Source organism: Eoetvoesiella sp., assembly GCF_035555955.1.
Classification (GTDB): Bacteria; Pseudomonadota; Gammaproteobacteria; order Burkholderiales; family Burkholderiaceae_B; genus Eoetvoesia.
Window position 1 is genome coordinate 208,949 of record NZ_DATMGA010000066.1, and the last position, 18,073, is coordinate 227,021.

The following is an 18,073-nucleotide window of genomic DNA, read 5'->3' on the forward strand; positions in this document are numbered from 1 at the left end:
AACTACTTTACTTCGAATGAAAGCTTGCCCGTCACAGGATGGGTGTCCGATGAAACGGCACGCCACTCGACGCGATACGCACCGGTCATGAGAGGCTTGGCCGGCGTGATAACCATAGTCTTGGAATCTTTGCCTCCCGACACGTTGACATCGACCGCCATGGGGGGGTGCGTCATTCCTGGCATGCCGGTCATAAGCAGCTTGGCACCGGAGAATTGAGCAACGAGCGCTTCGGAAAAATGCAACTCTATTTTTTCCGGTGATACCGCTTGCGTATTGGCTTGAGGTTCAGAGGAAAGCAGCTTGGGATGGGCCTGTGCCATCGTACTGAAAAGAAGCCCACCGGCGATGGTGGCAATGCCTAGAGAAATGCGAAAAGTAGACATGTTGTTCCTGGTTTTGTTGGTCACGCACTATGTCAATAACAAATATTCATAGAAATTGGCGTTAATTATTAAGCATCAGGCGCTACTTCAAGCCTGATGTTTCCCGCAATACGGTTCAGAACCGGAAGCTAACGCCTGCCACGAAGCGGGTTTCGTGCGGACGCTCCCCTGCATCCCTGGCGAAGTTAGCCGTTTGGCCAAACTTGCCGAACCACTCGACACCGATATACGGGACAAATTGCCGGGTGATTTCGTACTTCAAACGGAGTCCAGCCACGGTATTCGACAAGCCACTGCCGATTTCGCGGGCCTCGTCGCGCTTGCCGTAAAAGTTGGCTTCAATCCTGGGCTGCAGAACCAGTCGTTGCGTAATCAACAGGTCGTATTCAACTCCCAGGCGCAACGCGGTCCGACCGTTATTGCCAACATACGCAGCGGCATCGACCTCGAACCAATAGGGAGCCAGGCCTTGAACCCCGAAAGCCAACCAGCCACGATCTGGTCCGGTGCCATGGTCATAGCGCACACCCAATTGACTATCCCAGAACGTCGAGATGGCATGTCCCCATAACAACTCTGTTCGGGAATCCACCAGCTTGCCCTTGGCTACTTCGCCTTCAGCTTTGAGTACCGCCCGGTTGTAGGTGCCGCCAAACCAGGCTTGCCCCTCATAGGCCGCGGACTCGTTGCCGCGTGCTCGGACATACTCCAGCCGATTGATCTGTACCGACGCGAAATTGTGCTCGTCCGACATATGCAAGCGATGCGCCGAACCCAATGAATATTTGCCTGAACCCAAGGTATAGCCGTCGGAGTAAGCATCGGGATCGCGTGCATCCGGCGGGGCCGATCCGCCTTGCATCTGCGTGGCGCTATGATCCATCCCGCCGCTGCCCTTATCCATTGCTCCCATGTCATGGGCAGGCGCCGAGCGGATCGGCATGGCGGTGTGGCCACTATGGACATCATGCGTCTGGGCGTGGGCAAAAATCGGGGTAGCGCCTAGCGTCGCGACAGCGAGGGCGAGAATGCGTTTTTTTATAGGGGTATTCACGGCCAAGGCTCCCTTTTTCTTATTCGTTGCGCTCATGCCACCACCACTTCGCGGAACATGCCCATATCCATATGCAGCATCAAATGGCAATGCCAGGCCCAACGCCCAAGTGCATCGGCTGTCACAAGAAAACTGATGCGCTGTGCCGGTTGAACCGGAATCGTGTGGCGGCGTGCCTGGAAAGCGCCATCGGGCGTTTCCAGTTCGCTCCACATACCGTGCAAGTGCATCGGGTGCGTCATCATGGTGTCATTGTGCAAAATAACCCGGACCCGCTCGCCGTAGCGAAAATGCACAGGTGTCGATTTGCCGAACTCCACCCCGTCAAATGACCAGGTGTAGCGTTCCATATTGCCGGTAAGATGCAGTTCGATCTCGCGCTCGGCCCCACGCGGGTCCATGGCGCCGCCTACTGTATGCAGGTCCGCCAGGGTAAGCACACGCCGACCGTTGTTGCGCAACCCGATGCCGGGGTCGTCCAGGTTGGTGCGCGGCATATCAACGCGCATATCGGTGCTGGGACCGTACTCCGTTCTGGCATGGCGTACTGTGGTGCTGGCGGCTTTATTCTGGTTGCCCATAGCGCTGTGGTGCATTCCGGTCATGGGCCGGTGATCCATGTGCATCATGCCGCTACTCTGCCTGCTGGTCGTCGAGCCATGGTCCATGTTTTGCATTGCTCCGTGGTGCATGCCCTGCATTGGGCCTTCCCTCGAACCACTGTGGTTCATCCCCGCCATGCCGCCATGCATGCCGCCATGCATGGCGCCCATCATGTCGATCATGTCTAACCACTCTGGCTTATCAATCTGAGGAACAGCAGCTGTAAGCCCCGCACGCGTGGCTAACGTGCCACGCGCGTACCCAGTGCGGTCCATCGCTTGTGCAAATACGGTATAGGTATCGTCCTTGGGCTCGACCAGCACGTCATAGGTTTCCCCCGGTCCGAAGCGGAACTCATCCACCGTGACAGGTTCCACGTTGACACCATCGGCCTGAACAACCGTTAATTTCAGTCCAGGAATTCGTACGTCGTAAAAGGTGTTGGCCGCGCCATTGATGAAACGCAGGCGAACACGCTCGCCTGGACGGAATAGCCCGGTCCAGTTGCCCGCCGGCGTCGTGCCATTCATTAAATAGGTCAACACATTAGCCGACAAATCCGCCAGATCGGTTGGGCTCATGCGCATCTCGTTCCACATCTTGCGCTTGTCGATCGCCGCTTTAAGGCCATCCCGAGACACATCCTGGAAGAAATCCACTGCGGTTGGTTGGTTGTAGTTGTAGTAGTCACCCTGCATTTTCAGCTTGGCCAGCACGCGCATGGGATCTTCGTCGGCCCAGTCTGAGAGCTGAACCACATATTCGCGGTCGGCCCGGATCGGGTCGCTTTGAGCAGGCGCAATCACGATGGCCCCTATCATGCCCGTCGCTTCTTGCATACCCGAATGGGAGTGATACCAATATGTGCCGCTTTGTTGGACTTTGAAGCGGTAGGTAAACGTTTCCCCTGGGGGTATGCCGGCAAAACTGATGCCCGGCACACCATCCATCTGGAAGGGCAAGAGAATGCCGTGCCAGTGAATTGAGGTGGCTTCTTTTAGCCGGTTTGTAACGCGAATGGTGACCGTGTCGCCCTCGCGCCAGCGCAAAGTGGGCCCGGGAAGCAACCCGTTGATGGTCGTGGCCATTCGTGGGTTACCAGTGAAGTTGACCGGCGATTCGCCAATTTCCAGGTTGAACTCGGTCCCTGAGAGCACCGCGGGCACGCCCGTTCGGGTATCGCCCGACTGAGCCCACGCCATGCGGGCAAATGGCGACAAACCCAACAGAATCCCACCGGACGCGAGGCCTTGAACGAATCGGCGACGGGGCATGATAGGCAGTGCAAAAGAGGGCGGTAGCAGATGTTTCACGTGAGCGTATCCCAGAGTTTCGAAGGAGGCGAGAAGTGGAGCATCCCCAGATGATCGAAGTTTTAATGAAATCAATGGTTAACACTTTAATGAAGTGCTCGTGTCGGTCGGATGACGCCGCCATTACAATGCTGTAATCCATTCGTCATCGTCGCGTCAGACTGATGCAGGTAAAGTCTTACTATGATTACTGACAACTCTGGGCCGGGGTGTCGCCTTGTAAGTCGAACAGAAAACAGTAGAACTTCGCAGGAACGACCTCTATGAAACTACTCGTGGTTGAAGACGAGATAAAAACCGGCGAGTACGTGCGTCAGGGTTTGGTGGAGTCGGGTTTTGTGGTCGATCTGGCTCGAACCGGCCTGGATGGTCATCATTTAGCCCTAACTGAATCCTATGACTTGATTATCCTGGACGTCATGCTGCCCGACGTTGATGGTTGGCGCATTGTGCAAGCGCTACGCGCGGCGAAATCGGTCACGCCGGTTCTATTTTTGACGGCGCGCGACAGTGTGGAAGATCGTGTAAAAGGCTTGGAACTGGGTGCCGATGACTATCTGATCAAACCCTTCGCCTTTGCGGAGCTGCTCGCCCGCGTACGTACTTTGCTGCGCCGGGGCTCCACCTCGGTGTTAAGCGATCAACTGCAGGTCGCCGATCTCGTGCTGGATATTTCGCGTCGACGCGCCAGCCGCAAAGAAGTGCGCATCAATCTAACCAACAAAGAATTTGCACTTCTGGAGCTATTGGTGCGGCGCCAGGGCGAGGTGCTGCCCCGTTCGCTGATCGCGTCCCAAGTCTGGGACATGAACTTTGACAGCGACACCAACGTCATTGACGTGGCGATCCGGCGCCTGCGCGCCAAAATCGATGACGCATACGAGCCCAAGCTTATTCATACAGTACGCGGCATGGGCTATATGCTTGATGTCAGCGGCACGACCTGAGCCATGACGTGCCGTCCCGCGTCGCTGGCCCTGCGCTTGACCGTCTCCATTGGAGCGGTCATTACAGTCGTGCTGCTGGCGTTTGGATTGATCGTCGAACAGTCCATTAATACTCATTTCGTGCAGCAGGATGTCGATGAACTGAATGCGGTGGTGCAGTCCGTGGCCCAGTCGCTTTCAGCGCAAAAGCCAGGAGAAAGCAACGAAGCCCTCACGCGCCGATTGGCTGGCGCGATCTCGGGCCAGCACAACGCGCAATTTCTTCTGTCCGAGCCAGATGGAACCGTAATCTACGCGACACCCAACTCGGATCTCGAACGTTTCATGCAGTTGGCGTCGGTTGTCGACAAGATTGATGCCGACTCGGTAAGCATCTGGCGAGACCAGCAGCAGGCATACCGGGGGGCAATTGTGCAACTCATGGGCAACGACATTGCGCAGAGGCAGTCTTTGATCCTGGCGGTCGCCACTGGTATCAATTTTCATTTGCACTACCTAGAGAGTTTTCGAAGCTACTTGAGGCTGATTGCCGTGGCGGCGTGCTTGATTGCAATTCTAGCTACATGGTTTGCCGTATATCGCGGCCACGCACCAATACGACGCATCAGCCGGGAAATCCAGCGCATCAAATCGGATCAGCTGCATATTCGACTGGCGCCCGAAACTGTGCCGGTCGAGTTGACGGAGCTGGCGGTATCGTTCAATGACATGCTGGATCGCATTGAGGGCGTCTTTCGCCGACTCTCCAATTTCTCGGCCGATATCGCCCATGAGCTGCGTACTCCTATTACCAATTTGAAGACACAAACGGAAGTGGCACTGTCTCAAGCACGCAGCATTGAGCAATATCGCGAAATTCTGTACTCCAATCTGGAGGAGTACGAGCGGATGGCGAAAATGGTGGGCGACATGCTGTTTTTGGCCCAAGCGGACAATAAGCTGCTTAAACCCGAGTTCATTGCGATCAACCTCGCCGCGGAAGTACAAAGCCTGTTCGATTATTTCGAAGCTTGGGCTGAAGAGCAAATGGTCAGGCTCATCTTGATTGGGCACGGCATTGAGGTGCAAGGGGATAGGCTTATGATACGCCGCGCCCTGAGTAATCTTCTGTCCAACGCCATTCGCAACACACCTAAATCAGGCGCGGTAACCGTGTCGGTGAGTTCGACTCCTGACAAAGCCGTGCTTCGGGTAGAAAATCCAGCATCCGCGATATTACCCGAGCATCTGCCACATCTTTTTGAGCGCTTCTATCGACCCGATGCTTCGAGGCAGCGTAGCGGCGAGGGTGCCGGACTGGGATTGGCGATCGTTAAATCCATCGTTGAGGCGCACGGCGGATCCATTAATGTGTCCGCATCGGACAACCTAATTACCTTCGAAATAACTCTGCCCACTCTAATGCATCTCGGATAACGCTGCGACCAGGCTGCGGCAACACCACTAAGCTAACCCATGCCCAAAATGAGCGGGCCAGTCGTAGCGTACCGTGCGGTTATACCGTTCGATATAGGCGTTCTGCTGCGGCATGCCTGGTTGGATAAATTGCAATGTGATGTGGCGCTTTTCCGCCCAGGGCATCAGCGCCGAACGTTTGATCGTTTGTTGCGCCATCTCACGTCGGTGAGATGGCTTCACCACTTTTTTCAATGGCCTCCTTCAGGATTTCGGCCTTGAGCCGTTCCTCTGCATACATCTTTTTCAGCCGGGCGTTCTCCGCCTCCAGCTCTTTCATGTGTGTCATCAGGCCAGCATCCATGCCGCCGTACTTGGCGCGCCATTTATAGAACGTAGCGCTGCTCATGCTTTAAGACCGTTCCTTTTCTGGGGGATTACCTATCCTCGTCCATCAGCTCGAACGTAGACCTGCTAGTGAATGGCTCGCCAAGGTTGCGAGTGCGATAGCGCAGAAGCCGGCGCCTGCGTAGAACGTGGCGGCTGCGCCCATTTTTTCCCAGAGTAGACCCGCAAAAACGCTGGCAAAGAGCATGGCAACGCCGCTCACAAGGTTGAAGAATCCGTAAGCAGTACCTCTCAGGTGGGGCGGTGCGGCATTCGCCACCATGGTGGCAAGCAAGCCCTGGGTCGCTCCCAGATGAACTCCCCACAGCAAAATACCGGCTGTGATGATGGTCCAGTGCTGCCCCATGGCTAGCAATAGGTCGGCTGCAATCAGCATCACCAGGCCTAGCGCCAACAGAGCTTGGTGGCTCATATGGTCTGAGAGTTTTCCAAAAGGGTAGGCCGACACAGAGAACGCGAGATTCATGGCCACGATAGCCAGTGGCACGAGAGCGATGGGGATGCCGCTGTCCTGGGTTCGCAGGATCAGAAAGGCCTCGCTGAAGCGGGCCAGGGTGAAGACTGCGCCGATGCCCACCACCCACCAGTAACTGGCTGGCATTCGGCGCAGGCTTTCGCGGCGGATCGGAATAGTGCGTTTTACTTTTTGTGTAGAAGTAGGCTCCCGCAGGCCGAAGACTAGGAGCAGGACACAAGCTGCTCCAGGAATCACAGCCACCCAAAAGACCGTGCGGAAGTGATCCGCCCAGATCAGCATGAAACCCACGGCTAGCAGCGGCCCCAAGGCGGCGCCGACCGCATCCAGCGCCTGTCGTAGGCCGAAGGCTGCGCCACGGATCTCCGGGGGGCTCAGGTCAGCGACCAGCGCGTCGCGTGGTGCGCCGCGCACGCCCTTGCCGATGCGATCCAGCAGGCGTGCCGCAAACACCACGCCGATTGTGGGCGCCAGCGCAAACAACGGCTTGGTCAGCGCTGCGAGCGCGTAACCAAAGACCGCCAATCCCTTGCGCTTGCCCAGGTAGTCGCTGAGGGCACCGGAGAACACCTTGATGATGAGCGCGGTAGATTCGGCGATACCTTCGATCCAGCCGACCTCCAGGGCGCTGGCGCCTAGCGTGGTCACCATAAACATGGGCAGCAGACTGTGGATGAGTTCCGACGAGACATCCATCAACAGACTGACGAAACCCAAAACCCAGACCCCATGTGGGATACTTTTTGAGGGTGGGTTGTAGGTTCTAGTCTCCGTCACACCGGATTGCATGATCTCGGTTCCTTCTTTGGGCCTTCGCCGTCAGTAATATGGTGAGTGTGCTCAGCGTTTGACCCAACCACACGCGATCAGCGGTGAAAATATCTTACGGTGAATCAGGGTTGCCAGGTGGAAGGCGGGAGGCAGATACCAAAAGGCAGTGCGTAGCGATAGCCAGGTGCTTGCCACCGCAACAAGGCCGGCGCCCACCATGTCTAGCGGGAAATGCACCCCGAGATAGATGCGCGACCACGCAAGTGGGACCCCGAGAAGGGCCAGCCCCGTGCCTAGGTTGTGCCGCCCTTGTGCAAGGAAGCTGAACGCAACGGCCCACCACAAGGTCAGATGGTCGCTTGGAAAAGATGAATCGGGTGCGTGAGCAATCAAGGTATGACCCAGATAAACCATGAAGGGGCGTGGATGCCACCAGAATAGGCTGATCAGTTGATTGGCGAACAGCCCCAGTATTGCGCTTGCCGTTGCGACCAATAGGAGCTGCCGTGTACGGGCTCCGCCGTAGAGCCAACCAATTCCGATCAGTGCCGGTATCGCCCAGATGAGGTCCCTAGCCAGAAAAATGGCGATGGAAAGAATGAGGTGGTCTGGGTGGTCTGGTGCGTTAAGCCACAGGAAGAGTGACTGGTTGATAGCTTCCATGGAACCTACGTGCCCCTGCTTTGAAATGACCTGTTCTCACGGCCGAAGTTGTTCGCGGCAGAAAGTTTACAAGGCCTGACTTAGCGCAGACTGAGGGAAAGTTGCTATCCAGGGAGGCGCGGATCCTGTCAGTAATCTTGGAAGGTTCCTCAGCCTGTCCTAAGTCGCCCCCCGTAGTCTCTCCACTGTGCAATTCCTGCGTTTCTTTTGGAGAGTCCACCATGAACCGTTACATCAAACCTACCATTGCGGCTATCGGAGATACACGATCATGAATATCTCACCTTTGAATACGATGGACTCGAACGACTGGTTCGTGAAGGTTCCCGCGATCACGCTATCCTTTTGGATTATCAAGATCATGTCCACTACAGTGGGCGAAACCGCTGCAGATTTCCTGGCGGTGAACGCAGGACTGGGGCAGGTGTCACCTTTCGCCACATAGGAGCCGGGTTTTTTCGGCTTATAGGCGCCATGGCAGCATGCCATAACGAACATCTGCGATGGGTTTAATCTTGAGCTATTTTTACGCTATTTTCGGTCTTTACGCCAGGGGTAAGTACGGTTTTTGGCGTGCGGTACGACTTGCCATCCAGAATGAGGCAATAGGCATTGTGGCGTAATCGATCCAACGTGGCCGAGGCCAGCAAGCGGTTGCTGGGGAAGGCCTGATCCCACTCAGGAAGATCCAGGTTGCTGGTGACGATGGTGGGCGCGGTTTCATAACGCTCTGCAATCAGCTCATGCAGATCTTCGTCCGCCGGCGGCCTGAGGGGCTTGAGTCCGAAGTCATCAATGATCAGCAGCGCGATGCGCGCTAGGCTGGCCAGCTTTCGCTCATAACCACCGGTAGCACGTGCCGCGTTCAGGCTGGAGGTCAGGTTGGCGCAGGTAGTAAAGAGTACATCAATGCCCTGGCGCACGGCGCAATGGCCAAGCGCCTGAGCCAGATCAATTGGGGCAATTGATCGAAGTCGAACCGATCCAGCGTTTTCGTGGTGCGGAACGCCGCGCGCCGTAGCCGGGTGGCGTATTTTTTCTGGTCACGGCGCGCGATCTCATCTTCGATCAGCAGCGCGAGGAACTCGGTATAGGCCAGCTTGCCGTCAATGGCTTGACGATTGCGGGCCTCCAGCGAGTCCCAGGATGCCCGACAGGCGAAGTTGCTTCAGCTGGGGCGTCAGATTGGGGATGGGGTTCATGATGTACAGCTCCTTTTTGCCGGTTAATGACGCGTCGCGTCAGGGTCGAACAGCGAATGGGCGGGCCGCACGAATCGTGCGTCGGCACCGTAGGGTGAGTCCTGGGCGGCGTTTATTAAGGGCGTTTTGTCATGGTTACCCGCCAAGATGGTTTTGACGGTGCGGTAATACGGACTAGCGTGATGTAGCGCACGCCCGCAGGCCGCCTCCAGACGCTGGGCGCCGTAAGCCTCCTTTAAGCGCAAGACGCCTTGCGCCGCACGTAAACGTTCCAGGATGCGATCATTGAGTAAGTGCGCGATGAGTTCATGGCAAGCCGAACCCACCTCGCCCGCCTGGGCCAGGCACCATTGCCGGTCATGGGCCAGGAATTGCAAGGCCTGGGGCGGCAGGTGGTCACGCACGGTGATGCGTTCGCCAGGGCGTTGACCGCGTCGATGCGCAGCCACCTGGCGGTAGTCCTCATAGATGGACACCGACCCATCCGTGCAGCGTAACCACAAGGTCTTGCCCACCAGCGTAAAGGGCACCGAGTACAAGATGCGCGCGTGCGCGACATGGCAGTCCCGATGCACGCGGAGCGATTGGTTGCAAGCTGAAGTATTGGTTAAAGCAATCAAGGTATCGAAACATGGAAATCGTGCTGCGCAAGTGGGGAAATAGCACTGTCGCTGTACTGCCGCCTGTCCTCCTTAAGGCTCTTGACCTGGCTGCGGGTCAGGCTATGACGCTTAACGTGACCTCCAGCGGCCAAATAACCTTGTCCAGCAGGTGCATATACACCTTAGAAAAACTCGTCACCATGTGCGATGCAGCCGCGTCTAAGCCTGCGGATCTGGCCCTATGGGATACGGCGAAACCCATCGGCAACGAGAGTTGGTAGCGACAGCCCGGCATGACACCCAGAGCACCACACTATCCCATGTCACGCAACACGCCAGAGTCAGGATCAGAAACAGCATCCTGATCGCATTTTTGAGCCCTTGGAAAGTCCACCACCACACGTCGCAAACGCGGGGAAAGGGCTCGACAACCACCTTGACGGTCTGACAGCATATCGAGATGCGCAGAGCAGTGCCGTCTAGTGCTCAACGCCAGGGGAACGGCATGAATGGGAGGCAGCTCTTCCTATTAAAATTTAGTTGAAAAATACCCATAGTTTTACTTGAATAGACGGCTTCCCAGTCTCCCGATCATATGCTCAAAGTCATTATTTAACATAATATACATTATGCGTATTTTATCAGGCATTGAACCATGCCGGGAATCCCCGATGACTGCGGCGACCAGCACTGAAACCACTTCCGTGCGGCACTTCACGCGCACGTTCTCAATCACTGGTTGCTCCACAAGCGGCAGGCGCTCTCGCGCATCAATCCGCTTCGCCCTTTAGCAAAGCCTTGAACTGCGCGCCGGTCAGCGTGCCGCTGAGCGCCTTCCGGCTGCCGTCGGCGCGGATGATCAGCGTGCGCGGCGTTTCACCGCCCCAGTGCGGGTCGATCAGGAAATTCATGCGTTGCGGCGATGCCTCGGCGTAGGCTCGCGCGGGAACGCTTTCCGCGTTTGCGGACTTCAGCCGCCTGGTGATGTCGTTGCGCTGGCCGATGTCGTCGATGTTGACGGTGACCGCGTGAACTTCGGTGTCGGCGCCGCCAAGCGATGCGAGTTCGCGCAGATTGGCTTCGCAATAGACGCAATACAGCGACCACAACTCGATGACCCGCACCCCTTGCGCCGGAGGCTTCAACAACTCCGGCACATCCTTGGCGCGCAGAGGCTCCAGCTCCTGCGCCGCGGAAACCGCCGGAAAAGCCACCAACAGCGAAATAAGCGGAATAAACAGTTTCTTCATTGGACAGACCCGGCTGCCGGCACCAGGCGGAAACCGCTGCTGGTACTCCACGCCACAAAGGCTTGATTCTTGGCGTTCAAGAGTAGTTGCGGGGATCCCGCCGCCGCATCGGTGCGGGCGATTTCACGGGCGGCCTCAAAGTGGGCGCCGCCATCGCCCGACTCGCGCACCATGAGCTTCAAGCCTTCGGCGTCTACCTGGTTCCAGGCGATCCACACCTGCCGGCCCGCCGCCGCGATATCGGCATGGGCCGCGCCAAGCTGCGCAACCGGCTGCAGATGCCGGGGCGGCTGCCCTGGCTCCAGTTGCCCGTACCAGATGGTCGGAGCATTGTCCTTGGCGGAAAACCAGACAGCGTGGCGCACGCCATCGGCCCCCACTGCCAGGCCCGGCCCTTGGTGCGGACATGCTTCGACGTGCCATTGTGTATAGGTGGCGCGGGCCGGCTCGTCCACGACGGCGCCGCCGCGCAACAACGCATAGGTATGGTCGCGGATGTTGCCGGGATAGTCGGCGCGCCAGAAGGCGGCAACACCGCCGTTCGGCGCTTCCGACAACGCAATGCGGCAGCAGTCGCAGCTATGGTCGACCAGCTTGTGCTCTGGGCCGAAGCTCTTGCCATGGTCGTTCGACCAGGCGTAGTAGACCGCCGTGCCAAGGTAATCCTTTCCTTGCGAACGGGCCGCCTCGAAATCGCGCCGGTCTATCCAGGCGATCAGGATGCGCCCCTTGGCATCCACCTTCATCGCATCCAGGCGATGCGTGATTTCGGCGCCGTCGCGATGCACCCGGAAGGGCTTGGAAAAATGCTTGCCACCGTCCACCGAGCGGGTGAAGAACACATAGCCCGTGTAGGGCTTGGGCAGCGACTCGGTCCAGCTGATGTAGATTTCCCCGCTTTTGCCAAGCGCGATCTTGGGCTTGTCCTCGCCCATGGTGAAAATCGGCATCGCCTGGGCATTGACCATGACGGGCGCGCTCAGCGTGCGGCCCAGGTCATCCGAGTGGCGCAGCACCAGATGGCCGGCCTTCGCGCCGACCACCCACAGCCGGCCGTCGGGCCCGAAAGCGGCGCTCGTGGCCACCCCCGATTCCATGTTGTGGCCGCCCATGTGCATGCCATCGTGGGCAAAAACGCCCCACGGCATCGCCACAAGGGCCAATATCCATAATAAACGTGACAGTCTGCTCATTTCATTACCTCTATCGGGAGAATACCATCGACGGCCCCTTCCCGCTCTGGCCCGGACAGGCGCCACAAGCTGGCCCGCCACCCGGCGGCCGGTGCCATGAAGCCCAGGAAACCCGTTGGGGCCGATGGTCAACTCCTCGATAACCCGCTAGAATGAAGACAGGAGATGGCATTCCTCCCACGCTAACCGCCCGATTCCGGGTTGATGATGCCTACGCTAACCTCGGCAGCCGAGGCCCGTAGGCATTTTTGCAAGCCCTCGCTGCCGCCAACTGACTCAGTCGGGGCACGCAATGGCGAATCCAAACTCCTTTTCAGTTCGGCAGTTCCTTTCCAACGAACAACAACCCAGGCCAGCGGGCTGCGCGCCCGGCACAGAGCCGGCGTTCAGCGTTCTGTTCACCGACGGACAGCGCAGCGTTCGCCTCTCGAAGAACACACCGCCCCAACCCGGCTATTTCGTCGACCTGAACCTAGATCAGGCCATCGACGCCATCATCGCAGCCCGCCAGGAATACAACCTCGCGGGCATTTTTCGGAGCCCGCTGTGCGTCGAGGACGACGTCGAGTATCGCCATGAAGTGTTCCGCGACCTCGAAGAACAGCCCTTGCTGCGCGCGCTCCAGGCTTTCGCCGCGGAAATGCGCAAGATGCGCGAACACCTCGTGCAGGCCGAGAAGCTTCATTATCCCTATCAGGAAAAACGCTGGCACATCGAAGCGGTCATGATCTATTGCACGGCCGTAGGCGCCCTGAACCTCGCCTTGACGGCCAGCACCGCAAAATCCCGGGCCATCGGGCTCGAGCTGCGCAAATACGTGTCCGCCTATGTGGACTCAAAAGAATTCACGACGCTCTTCGACAATGCGCGCGCCTTGCTGTCCGAGCTGGACGCCATTGCCTACAGCATTCATATTTCAGGCGACACCTTGAGCGTGTGCCACTACGACGGCGAGCCCGACTACAGCGCAGTCATCGAAGAAGCCTTCCGGAAATTCCGGCAGGGCGCGGTGCACGACCATCGCATCCAGTTTCACGAGTATCCGGACATGAACGGCATAGAAGCGAAAGTGCTGGAATTCGTCGCATTGCTCAATCCCGAGATTTTCCGCAGGCTCGACGAACTTCGGGAGCAAAGCAAGAGTTACCTGGATCCGACCATTGCCGAATTCGACCGGGAGATCCAGTTCTATCTGGCGTACCTGGAGCATATGGCGCTATTCAGCCAGGCCGGCCGCTCTTTCTGCTATCCGCGCATCAGCGATTCGGACAAGCATGTATACGCCAAAGATTGTTTCGACATCGCCCTTGGCAAGAAGCTGCTTTCCATGAACAAGAAGATCGTATGCAACGATTTCGAACTCAAGGACGGCGAACGCATGATCGTCGTCAGCGGGCCGAATCAAGGAGGCAAGACCACCTTCGCACGCATGTTCGGGCAGATGTTCTTTCTGGCCGCCATGGGCTGCCCGGTGCCGGGAACCGAAGCCCGGCTGCTCTTGAGCGACAGCATATTCACGCATTTCGAGCGGCAAGAGAACATCGACAATCTTCGCGGCAAGCTCAAGGACGATCTCGTCAGGATCCATCAGATACTGACCTCGGCCAGCCCGCGCAGCATCCTGGTCATGAACGAAATCTTCACTTCGACGTCGCTGACCGATGGACTGTATCTCAGCCAGAAGGTCATGGAGAAAGCGATCGAGCTGGACGTCCTTGGGGTATGGGTGACCTTCATCGACGAGCTGGCATCGTATGGCGACAGCGTGGTGAGCATGGTCAGCAGCGTCGACCCCTCGCAAACGGTGCGTACCTTCAAGATCGTCCGGGCCCGCGCAACAGGCCGTTCCTACGCCATGGCCCTGGCGCAAAAGTATGGCTTGCTCTCCGAGCACATAAAAGAACGGGTGCAATCATGAAAGTCCATTTGATGTACGAGAACCGCGATTTCGACCTGGATGCCCCTTTTCCGTTGAACGGCCGCGAACTGATCGACGATCTAGAACTCGACACGCTTGTTCAGGCCATGGCGGGCGAGGATGAATACCTGCAGAAAGTTGAGCGCACTGCCCTGCTCGCCTCGGTAAAGACCGATATTGAAACCGTCGCGCATCGCCAGGCCGCGCTGCGGGACTCCCTGGAAAACAAAGAGGTCGTGCGGCAGCTTTACCAACTCTCCATCGAGGCGCTGGAACTCAAGCAGAAAGGCTACTGGGGCATCGGCCTGCATTACCCGCTTGCAAACCTGCACAGCTCGATGGAGGTCATCAATGTATTGATACCGAAGTTCGAAGAGCTGCGGGATACGGCCAACCGCGTCGCGCCGCAATTCAACTCGCCTGGCTGGAAGCGGCTTTTCGCAACATTGAGCGAAGAACTTGGCGAAGCCTACATCGAACAGCTGCGAAGCCATCTGAAAACCCTGAGATTCCGGCACGGCATTCTGGTCAGCGCACATCTGGGCCAGGGAAATCGCGGCAGCGATTATGTGCTTCGCACGCCGTCCGACGACGGGCTCAACTGGCTGACCCGCCTGTTTTCCAGGAAGCCGCCGTCCTACAGCTATACCCTTCCCCCCCGGGACGAAAACGGGGCCCGCGCCCTTTCGGAGCTTGGAGACCGGGGCATCAATCTGGTAGCCAATGCGCTGGCCCAATCGGCCGAGCACGTTGCCAGCTTCTTTACGCTGCTGCGCGCCGAACTGGCATTCCACGTATGCGGCATAAACCTGAGCGAAAGCCTGGCCCGGCTCGAGGAGCCAATCGTCTTTCCCGACGTGCTGCAGTCCGGCCAGCGCCGATCCAGCTTCGAAGAGTTGTACGATGTTTGCCTTGCATTGAAAATGCGCAAGAAAGTGGTGGCCAATACCCTTGATCTCGAAGACAGCCGTCTGGTGATCGTCACGGGCGCCAATCAGGGCGGGAAGTCGTCGTTCTTGCGCAGCATCGGCGTTGCGCAACTCATGATGCAAAGCGGCTTGTTCGTCTGCGCGAAAGCATTCTCGGCCAATTTATGCGAAGGCTTGTACACGCACTACAAACGCGAGGAAGACGCGGGGATGGAAAGTGGCAAGTTCGACGAGGAACTCAAGCGCATGAGTTCCATCGTCGACCAGGTTTCGGTCAATGCACTGGTTCTGTTCAATGAATCCTTCGCCGCGACGAACGAACGAGAGGGCTCCGAAGTCGCCCGGACGATTACCGAGGCCCTGCTGGAATGCGGCGTAAAGGTGTTTTTCGTGACGCATCAATATGCGTTCGCGCACGGCCTTTACGCCCAGCCGGTCGATCGGGCCGCCTACCTTCTTGCCGAGCGCCTTGAAGATGGAACCCGCACTTTCCATGTCAAACCCGGAGAGCCTCAGCAAACGAGTTACGGAGCGGATTTGTACAAGGAAATTTTCGAGCCGGCAGCCCTGCCCGTCTGAAACCAGCAGACGCAGGAGCAAGCCACCGGCATATAGCCCGCCGCGTCATCCTCCAAGCAGGCTGGCTGCGATATTGATCGACAGCCCGACAATGGCCACATTGAACAGGAAACAAAGCACGGACTGCGCCAGAACCGCCTTGCGCGTGCCGTTGTCCATGACGGCCACATCCGAAGTCTGAACGGCCACGACTATGGTGAAGGAAAAATAAAGAAAATCCCAATAGTCGGGCTTCTGCTCATCATCGGGGAAACGCAAGGGCCGCCTTTCAGGCCGCGAGCGGTAAAACAGCCGTGCATATTGATGCGTGAACAGGACGCCAAGCAGGCACCATGAGCCGAATACGGTAACAGCGGTAAAAACGTAATGCGAGAAGCGCTGGCCGGCGGACAGGCCATGAGCGGCCGGCAACTCGAGAATGACGGCGCCAAGGCTTACCATGCAAGCAACCGACATGACCGCCAATACCGCCGCCCAGCTCTTGTCTTCTTGCGCGGCAAGCTTGCGGACCCTGGGGGCGTCGGCCCGCAACATCATCCAGCCAGTCAATGCCAGATAGAGCCACACCATGACATTCCAGCCGGCCAGTATTTGGTGGGCAATGGTCTCCTGCGAGGAAAAGAAAGCCAGGGCGACAATTACGCCGGCCGCGACAGCGACAAGCAAGCGCTGATGATTGTAAAAAAAATGGCGTGTTGCAAGCATTTTATTTTCCTCGTTGCCTGAAGCTGCATCACCGCAGCATAGATCCAAGCCGCGGCTACGCGAGGGCATTATCGCCCGGGCCAGACTTCAGGCTTTGGGCGTCATCGGGCTGCTTGCTGCATTGGCGCTGTCCGCCATAGAAGCCAGATTGCTGCGCTGGCGCGGTTGACCACGCGCAGCGGGCAAATGTGGTGTCCTCAGGAGCAAGCTACCGGCGTATAGCCGGCCTCGCGAATGGCCTCGGCCACGGCTTCGGCGCTGGCTGCGCCGTCGACGCGCACGCGGTGGCTGTCGAGGTCGACTTCCACGGTCGAGCCCGGCGCGGCCTCTTTTACCGCCTTGGTGACGGCGCCGACGCAATGGTTGCAAGTCATATCGTTCACGTTGAATTCAAGCATGGCTTCCTCTGTGCATAAAAACAAGATCGGCTTTACTATAAACCTTCCTACAATGGCAATGTAAAGGACTCCGGCACAAATGCGCAGTCATGCGCAACGCGGGTCGAACACGATTGGAACCACGGACATGAATATTGGACAGGCGGCCGCCGCATCGGGCGTAACGGCCAAGATGATTCGGTATTACGAAAGCATAGGCCTTATCGGCAAGGCCAACCGCTCCGGATCGGGGTACCGCCAGTACTCCGATCAAAATATACAGACCCTGCGCTTCATCAAGCGCTCGCGCGACCTGGGCTTTTCGCTCGAGCGCATCAAGACCCTTATCGGCCTGTGGGAAGACGACAGCCGCAAAAGCTCGGACGTCAAGAAGCTGGCGCGCCAGTACATTGCCGAGCTGGACGAAGACATCGCGAAGCTGCAATCCATCCGGAACCAGCTTGAACACCTGGCTGCATGCTGCCAGGGCAACAACCGCCCCGACTGCCCTATTCTCGACGAGCTTTCGTCCATGCATGCATAAGCAAGCGACTCAGCCCATATGGTTATATGGACTGAATCGCGGAAATATCAACCGAGCCGATAACTTTGCCAACCGGACGGCTTTCACCGCCCAAGCTTCCAGGCTATGGTTTCAAAGGTAATAGTCTTAATAGTTCAGGCAAGGCCGTTTGCACAGTTTCCCACACCACATCGAGATTTATTTCAAAGTAGCCGTGAGCAATGCGGTTGCGCATACCACGCATATTGCGCCACGGTACGTGCTTATGGATGCGGGTAAACTCGGCGTAGTTGTCCATCAACTTCGCTGCAGCCTCACCGATAATGATAAGACTCATGACGACAGCCTGCTGAGTGCGCCTGTCCTCAAGGAAATCATCTTTGGCTAAACCATCAACGAAACTACAGGCATCCGCAGCTGCCTGCCGCATGTGATCGAGGTAATCGCCCAGGCGGCTCTCATTCATATCGGCCGCGCTTCCGCGAGCACTTTGGCCCGGAACTTCGGTGGCAAATCAGCCGGAGTCAACAAGTCGACCTTAATGCCAAGCAGCGACTCAAGCTCGTCTTGCAGGCCGCCCAGATCAAACAGCGTTGCGCCAGGCAAAGCATCCACCAACACATCAATGTCGCTGCCATCCTGGTCGGTGCCATGCAGCACCGATCCAAATATCCTCGGGTTCGCCGTACGAAAACGACTAACCGCCTCGCGTACGGCAATTCGCTTCATGTCGAGCACGACGGATGGTCGCATGGCGTTCCTCGTTTATCAAAACTCGTT

At 57.5% G+C, this 18,073-nt stretch carries 18 protein-coding genes, 3 pseudogenes and 1 riboswitch; of the genes and pseudogenes, 6 read left to right on the top strand and 15 right to left on the bottom strand.

Features of this window, described 5'->3' with window-relative positions:
* Positions 1-2: 2 nt before the first annotated feature.
* The 3 genes from copC to VNT00_RS15940 all read right to left on the bottom strand — a co-directional run bounded on the left by copC (position 3) and on the right by VNT00_RS15940 (position 3,317).
* Positions 3-386, bottom strand: a complete 384-nt coding sequence (gene copC, locus VNT00_RS15930) for a copper homeostasis periplasmic binding protein CopC (protein WP_325589240.1) — start codon at positions 384-386, stop codon at positions 3-5.
* Positions 387-501: 115 nt separating this feature from the next.
* Entirely contained in the window at positions 502-1,476 is a 975-nt protein-coding gene (locus VNT00_RS15935; RefSeq protein WP_325589242.1) for a copper resistance protein B, read from the bottom strand.
* Positions 1,473-3,317: a copper resistance system multicopper oxidase gene (locus VNT00_RS15940; RefSeq protein WP_325589385.1), complete on the bottom strand. Its 1,845-nt coding sequence runs from the start codon at positions 3,315-3,317 to the stop codon at positions 1,473-1,475. The genes VNT00_RS15935 and VNT00_RS15940 overlap by 4 nt, the downstream gene beginning before the upstream one ends.
* Before the next feature lie 302 nt (positions 3,318-3,619).
* On the opposite strand from VNT00_RS15940, the gene VNT00_RS15945 reads away from it, so the two are divergent.
* Both VNT00_RS15945 and VNT00_RS15950 read left to right on the top strand, forming a co-directional pair.
* Positions 3,620-4,303, top strand: a complete 684-nt coding sequence (locus VNT00_RS15945; protein WP_325589244.1) for a heavy metal response regulator transcription factor — start codon at positions 3,620-3,622, stop codon at positions 4,301-4,303.
* A 3-nt stretch (positions 4,304-4,306) separates the two neighbouring features.
* Positions 4,307-5,719 carry a Cu(+)/Ag(+) sensor histidine kinase gene (locus VNT00_RS15950; protein WP_325589246.1) on the top strand — a complete coding sequence of 471 codons (1,413 nt, stop codon included), beginning with the start codon at positions 4,307-4,309 and terminating at the stop codon, positions 5,717-5,719.
* Between the two features lie 27 nt (positions 5,720-5,746).
* Here the strand turns inward: VNT00_RS15950 and VNT00_RS17870 are convergent, their stop codons facing one another.
* The 4 genes and pseudogenes from VNT00_RS17870 to VNT00_RS15965 all read right to left on the bottom strand — a co-directional run bounded on the left by VNT00_RS17870 (position 5,747) and on the right by VNT00_RS15965 (position 8,015).
* The gene (locus VNT00_RS17870) at positions 5,747-5,884 is read right to left on the bottom strand and encodes an integrase core domain-containing protein (RefSeq protein WP_414650945.1); all 138 of its coding nucleotides are present in this window, start codon (positions 5,882-5,884) and stop codon (positions 5,747-5,749) included.
* Positions 5,885-6,107: pseudogene (locus VNT00_RS15955) on the bottom strand (transposase); the annotation flags it as partial. It lies immediately after the preceding gene.
* A gap of 45 nt (positions 6,108-6,152) precedes the next feature.
* A complete protein-coding gene (locus VNT00_RS15960; protein ID WP_325589248.1) occupies positions 6,153-7,370 on the bottom strand; it encodes an MFS transporter in 1,218 nt (405 codons plus the stop codon).
* 51 nt (positions 7,371-7,421) lie between these two features.
* Positions 7,422-8,015 (bottom strand): undecaprenyl-diphosphatase, encoded by a 594-nt coding sequence (locus VNT00_RS15965; RefSeq protein WP_325589250.1) that lies wholly within the window; start codon positions 8,013-8,015, stop codon positions 7,422-7,424.
* Between the two features lie 295 nt (positions 8,016-8,310).
* On the opposite strand from VNT00_RS15965, the pseudogene VNT00_RS15970 reads away from it, so the two are divergent.
* Positions 8,311-8,439: pseudogene (locus tag VNT00_RS15970) on the top strand (hypothetical protein); the annotation flags it as partial.
* An 85-nt stretch (positions 8,440-8,524) separates the two neighbouring features.
* On the opposite strand, the pseudogene VNT00_RS15975 reads toward VNT00_RS15970, so the two are convergent.
* The 4 genes and pseudogenes from VNT00_RS15975 to VNT00_RS15990 form a co-directional block, all read right to left on the bottom strand.
* A pseudogene (locus tag VNT00_RS15975) lies at positions 8,525-9,217 on the bottom strand (ATP-binding protein).
* Between the two features lie 23 nt (positions 9,218-9,240).
* Entirely contained in the window at positions 9,241-9,792 is a 552-nt protein-coding gene (locus tag VNT00_RS15980; protein ID WP_414650946.1) for a Mu transposase domain-containing protein, read from the bottom strand.
* Between the two features lie 797 nt (positions 9,793-10,589).
* Positions 10,590-11,069 (bottom strand): hypothetical protein, encoded by a 480-nt coding sequence (locus tag VNT00_RS15985; RefSeq protein WP_325589254.1) that lies wholly within the window; start codon positions 11,067-11,069, stop codon positions 10,590-10,592.
* Complete coding sequence (locus VNT00_RS15990; protein ID WP_325589256.1) at positions 11,066-12,262, bottom strand: sialidase family protein; 1,197 nt, start codon at positions 12,260-12,262, stop codon at positions 11,066-11,068. Before VNT00_RS15990 ends, VNT00_RS15985 begins: the two co-directional genes overlap by 4 nt.
* 152 nt (positions 12,263-12,414) lie before the next feature.
* Positions 12,415-12,483, top strand: a riboswitch (Fluoride riboswitch).
* A 71-nt stretch (positions 12,484-12,554) separates the two neighbouring features.
* On the opposite strand from VNT00_RS15990, the gene VNT00_RS15995 reads away from it, so the two are divergent.
* Together VNT00_RS15995 and VNT00_RS16000 are read left to right on the top strand one after the other, a co-directional pair.
* Positions 12,555-14,180 carry a MutS-related protein gene (locus VNT00_RS15995; protein ID WP_325589258.1) on the top strand — a complete coding sequence of 542 codons (1,626 nt, stop codon included), beginning with the start codon at positions 12,555-12,557 and terminating at the stop codon, positions 14,178-14,180.
* Complete coding sequence (locus VNT00_RS16000; protein WP_325589260.1) at positions 14,177-15,688, top strand: MutS-related protein; 1,512 nt, start codon at positions 14,177-14,179, stop codon at positions 15,686-15,688. Before VNT00_RS15995 ends, VNT00_RS16000 begins: the two co-directional genes overlap by 4 nt.
* Positions 15,689-15,733: 45 nt before the next feature.
* Here the strand turns inward: VNT00_RS16000 and VNT00_RS16005 are convergent, their stop codons facing one another.
* Together VNT00_RS16005 and VNT00_RS16010 are read right to left on the bottom strand one after the other, a co-directional pair.
* Positions 15,734-16,393: a DUF1345 domain-containing protein gene (locus tag VNT00_RS16005; protein WP_325589262.1), complete on the bottom strand. Its 660-nt coding sequence runs from the start codon at positions 16,391-16,393 to the stop codon at positions 15,734-15,736.
* 197 nt (positions 16,394-16,590) lie between these two features.
* Complete coding sequence (locus tag VNT00_RS16010) at positions 16,591-16,791, bottom strand: heavy-metal-associated domain-containing protein (protein WP_325589264.1); 201 nt, start codon at positions 16,789-16,791, stop codon at positions 16,591-16,593.
* Positions 16,792-16,918: 127 nt separating this feature from the next.
* Between VNT00_RS16010 and cueR the strand changes: the two genes are divergently transcribed.
* On the top strand, positions 16,919-17,314 hold the full coding sequence (cueR, locus tag VNT00_RS16015) for a Cu(I)-responsive transcriptional regulator (protein WP_325589266.1): 396 nt from the start codon (positions 16,919-16,921) through the stop codon (positions 17,312-17,314).
* Positions 17,315-17,417: 103 nt separating this feature from the next.
* On the opposite strand, the gene VNT00_RS16020 is transcribed toward cueR, so the two are convergent.
* Both VNT00_RS16020 and VNT00_RS16025 read right to left on the bottom strand, forming a co-directional pair.
* A complete protein-coding gene (locus tag VNT00_RS16020) occupies positions 17,418-17,759 on the bottom strand; it encodes a HepT-like ribonuclease domain-containing protein (protein ID WP_325589268.1) in 342 nt (113 codons plus the stop codon).
* Complete coding sequence (locus VNT00_RS16025; RefSeq protein WP_325589269.1) at positions 17,756-18,046, bottom strand: nucleotidyltransferase family protein; 291 nt, start codon at positions 18,044-18,046, stop codon at positions 17,756-17,758. Before VNT00_RS16025 ends, VNT00_RS16020 begins: the two co-directional genes overlap by 4 nt.
* Positions 18,047-18,073 lie beyond the last annotated feature (27 nt).

Coding starts and splice junctions, on each gene's coding strand:
- copC (WP_325589240.1), bottom strand. CDS start 386: ATGTCTACTTTTCGCATTTCTCTAGGCATTGCCACCATCGCCGGTGGG.
- VNT00_RS15935 (WP_325589242.1), bottom strand. CDS start 1,476: ATGAGCGCAACGAATAAGAAAAAGGGAGCCTTGGCCGTGAATACCCCT.
- VNT00_RS15940 (WP_325589385.1), bottom strand. CDS start 3,317: ATGCCCCGTCGCCGATTCGTTCAAGGCCTCGCGTCCGGTGGGATTCTG.
- VNT00_RS15945 (WP_325589244.1), top strand. CDS start 3,620: ATGAAACTACTCGTGGTTGAAGACGAGATAAAAACCGGCGAGTACGTG.
- VNT00_RS15950 (WP_325589246.1), top strand. CDS start 4,307: ATGACGTGCCGTCCCGCGTCGCTGGCCCTGCGCTTGACCGTCTCCATT.
- VNT00_RS17870 (WP_414650945.1), bottom strand. CDS start 5,884: ATGCCCTGGGCGGAAAAGCGCCACATCACATTGCAATTTATCCAACCA.
- VNT00_RS15960 (WP_325589248.1), bottom strand. CDS start 7,370: ATGCAATCCGGTGTGACGGAGACTAGAACCTACAACCCACCCTCAAAA.
- VNT00_RS15965 (WP_325589250.1), bottom strand. CDS start 8,015: ATGGAAGCTATCAACCAGTCACTCTTCCTGTGGCTTAACGCACCAGAC.
- VNT00_RS15985 (WP_325589254.1), bottom strand. CDS start 11,069: ATGAAGAAACTGTTTATTCCGCTTATTTCGCTGTTGGTGGCTTTTCCG.
- VNT00_RS15990 (WP_325589256.1), bottom strand. CDS start 12,262: ATGAGCAGACTGTCACGTTTATTATGGATATTGGCCCTTGTGGCGATG.
- VNT00_RS15995 (WP_325589258.1), top strand. CDS start 12,555: ATGGCGAATCCAAACTCCTTTTCAGTTCGGCAGTTCCTTTCCAACGAA.
- VNT00_RS16000 (WP_325589260.1), top strand. CDS start 14,177: ATGAAAGTCCATTTGATGTACGAGAACCGCGATTTCGACCTGGATGCC.
- VNT00_RS16005 (WP_325589262.1), bottom strand. CDS start 16,393: ATGCTTGCAACACGCCATTTTTTTTACAATCATCAGCGCTTGCTTGTC.
- VNT00_RS16010 (WP_325589264.1), bottom strand. CDS start 16,791: ATGCTTGAATTCAACGTGAACGATATGACTTGCAACCATTGCGTCGGC.
- cueR (WP_325589266.1), top strand. CDS start 16,919: ATGAATATTGGACAGGCGGCCGCCGCATCGGGCGTAACGGCCAAGATG.
- VNT00_RS16020 (WP_325589268.1), bottom strand. CDS start 17,759: ATGAATGAGAGCCGCCTGGGCGATTACCTCGATCACATGCGGCAGGCA.
- VNT00_RS16025 (WP_325589269.1), bottom strand. CDS start 18,046: ATGCGACCATCCGTCGTGCTCGACATGAAGCGAATTGCCGTACGCGAG.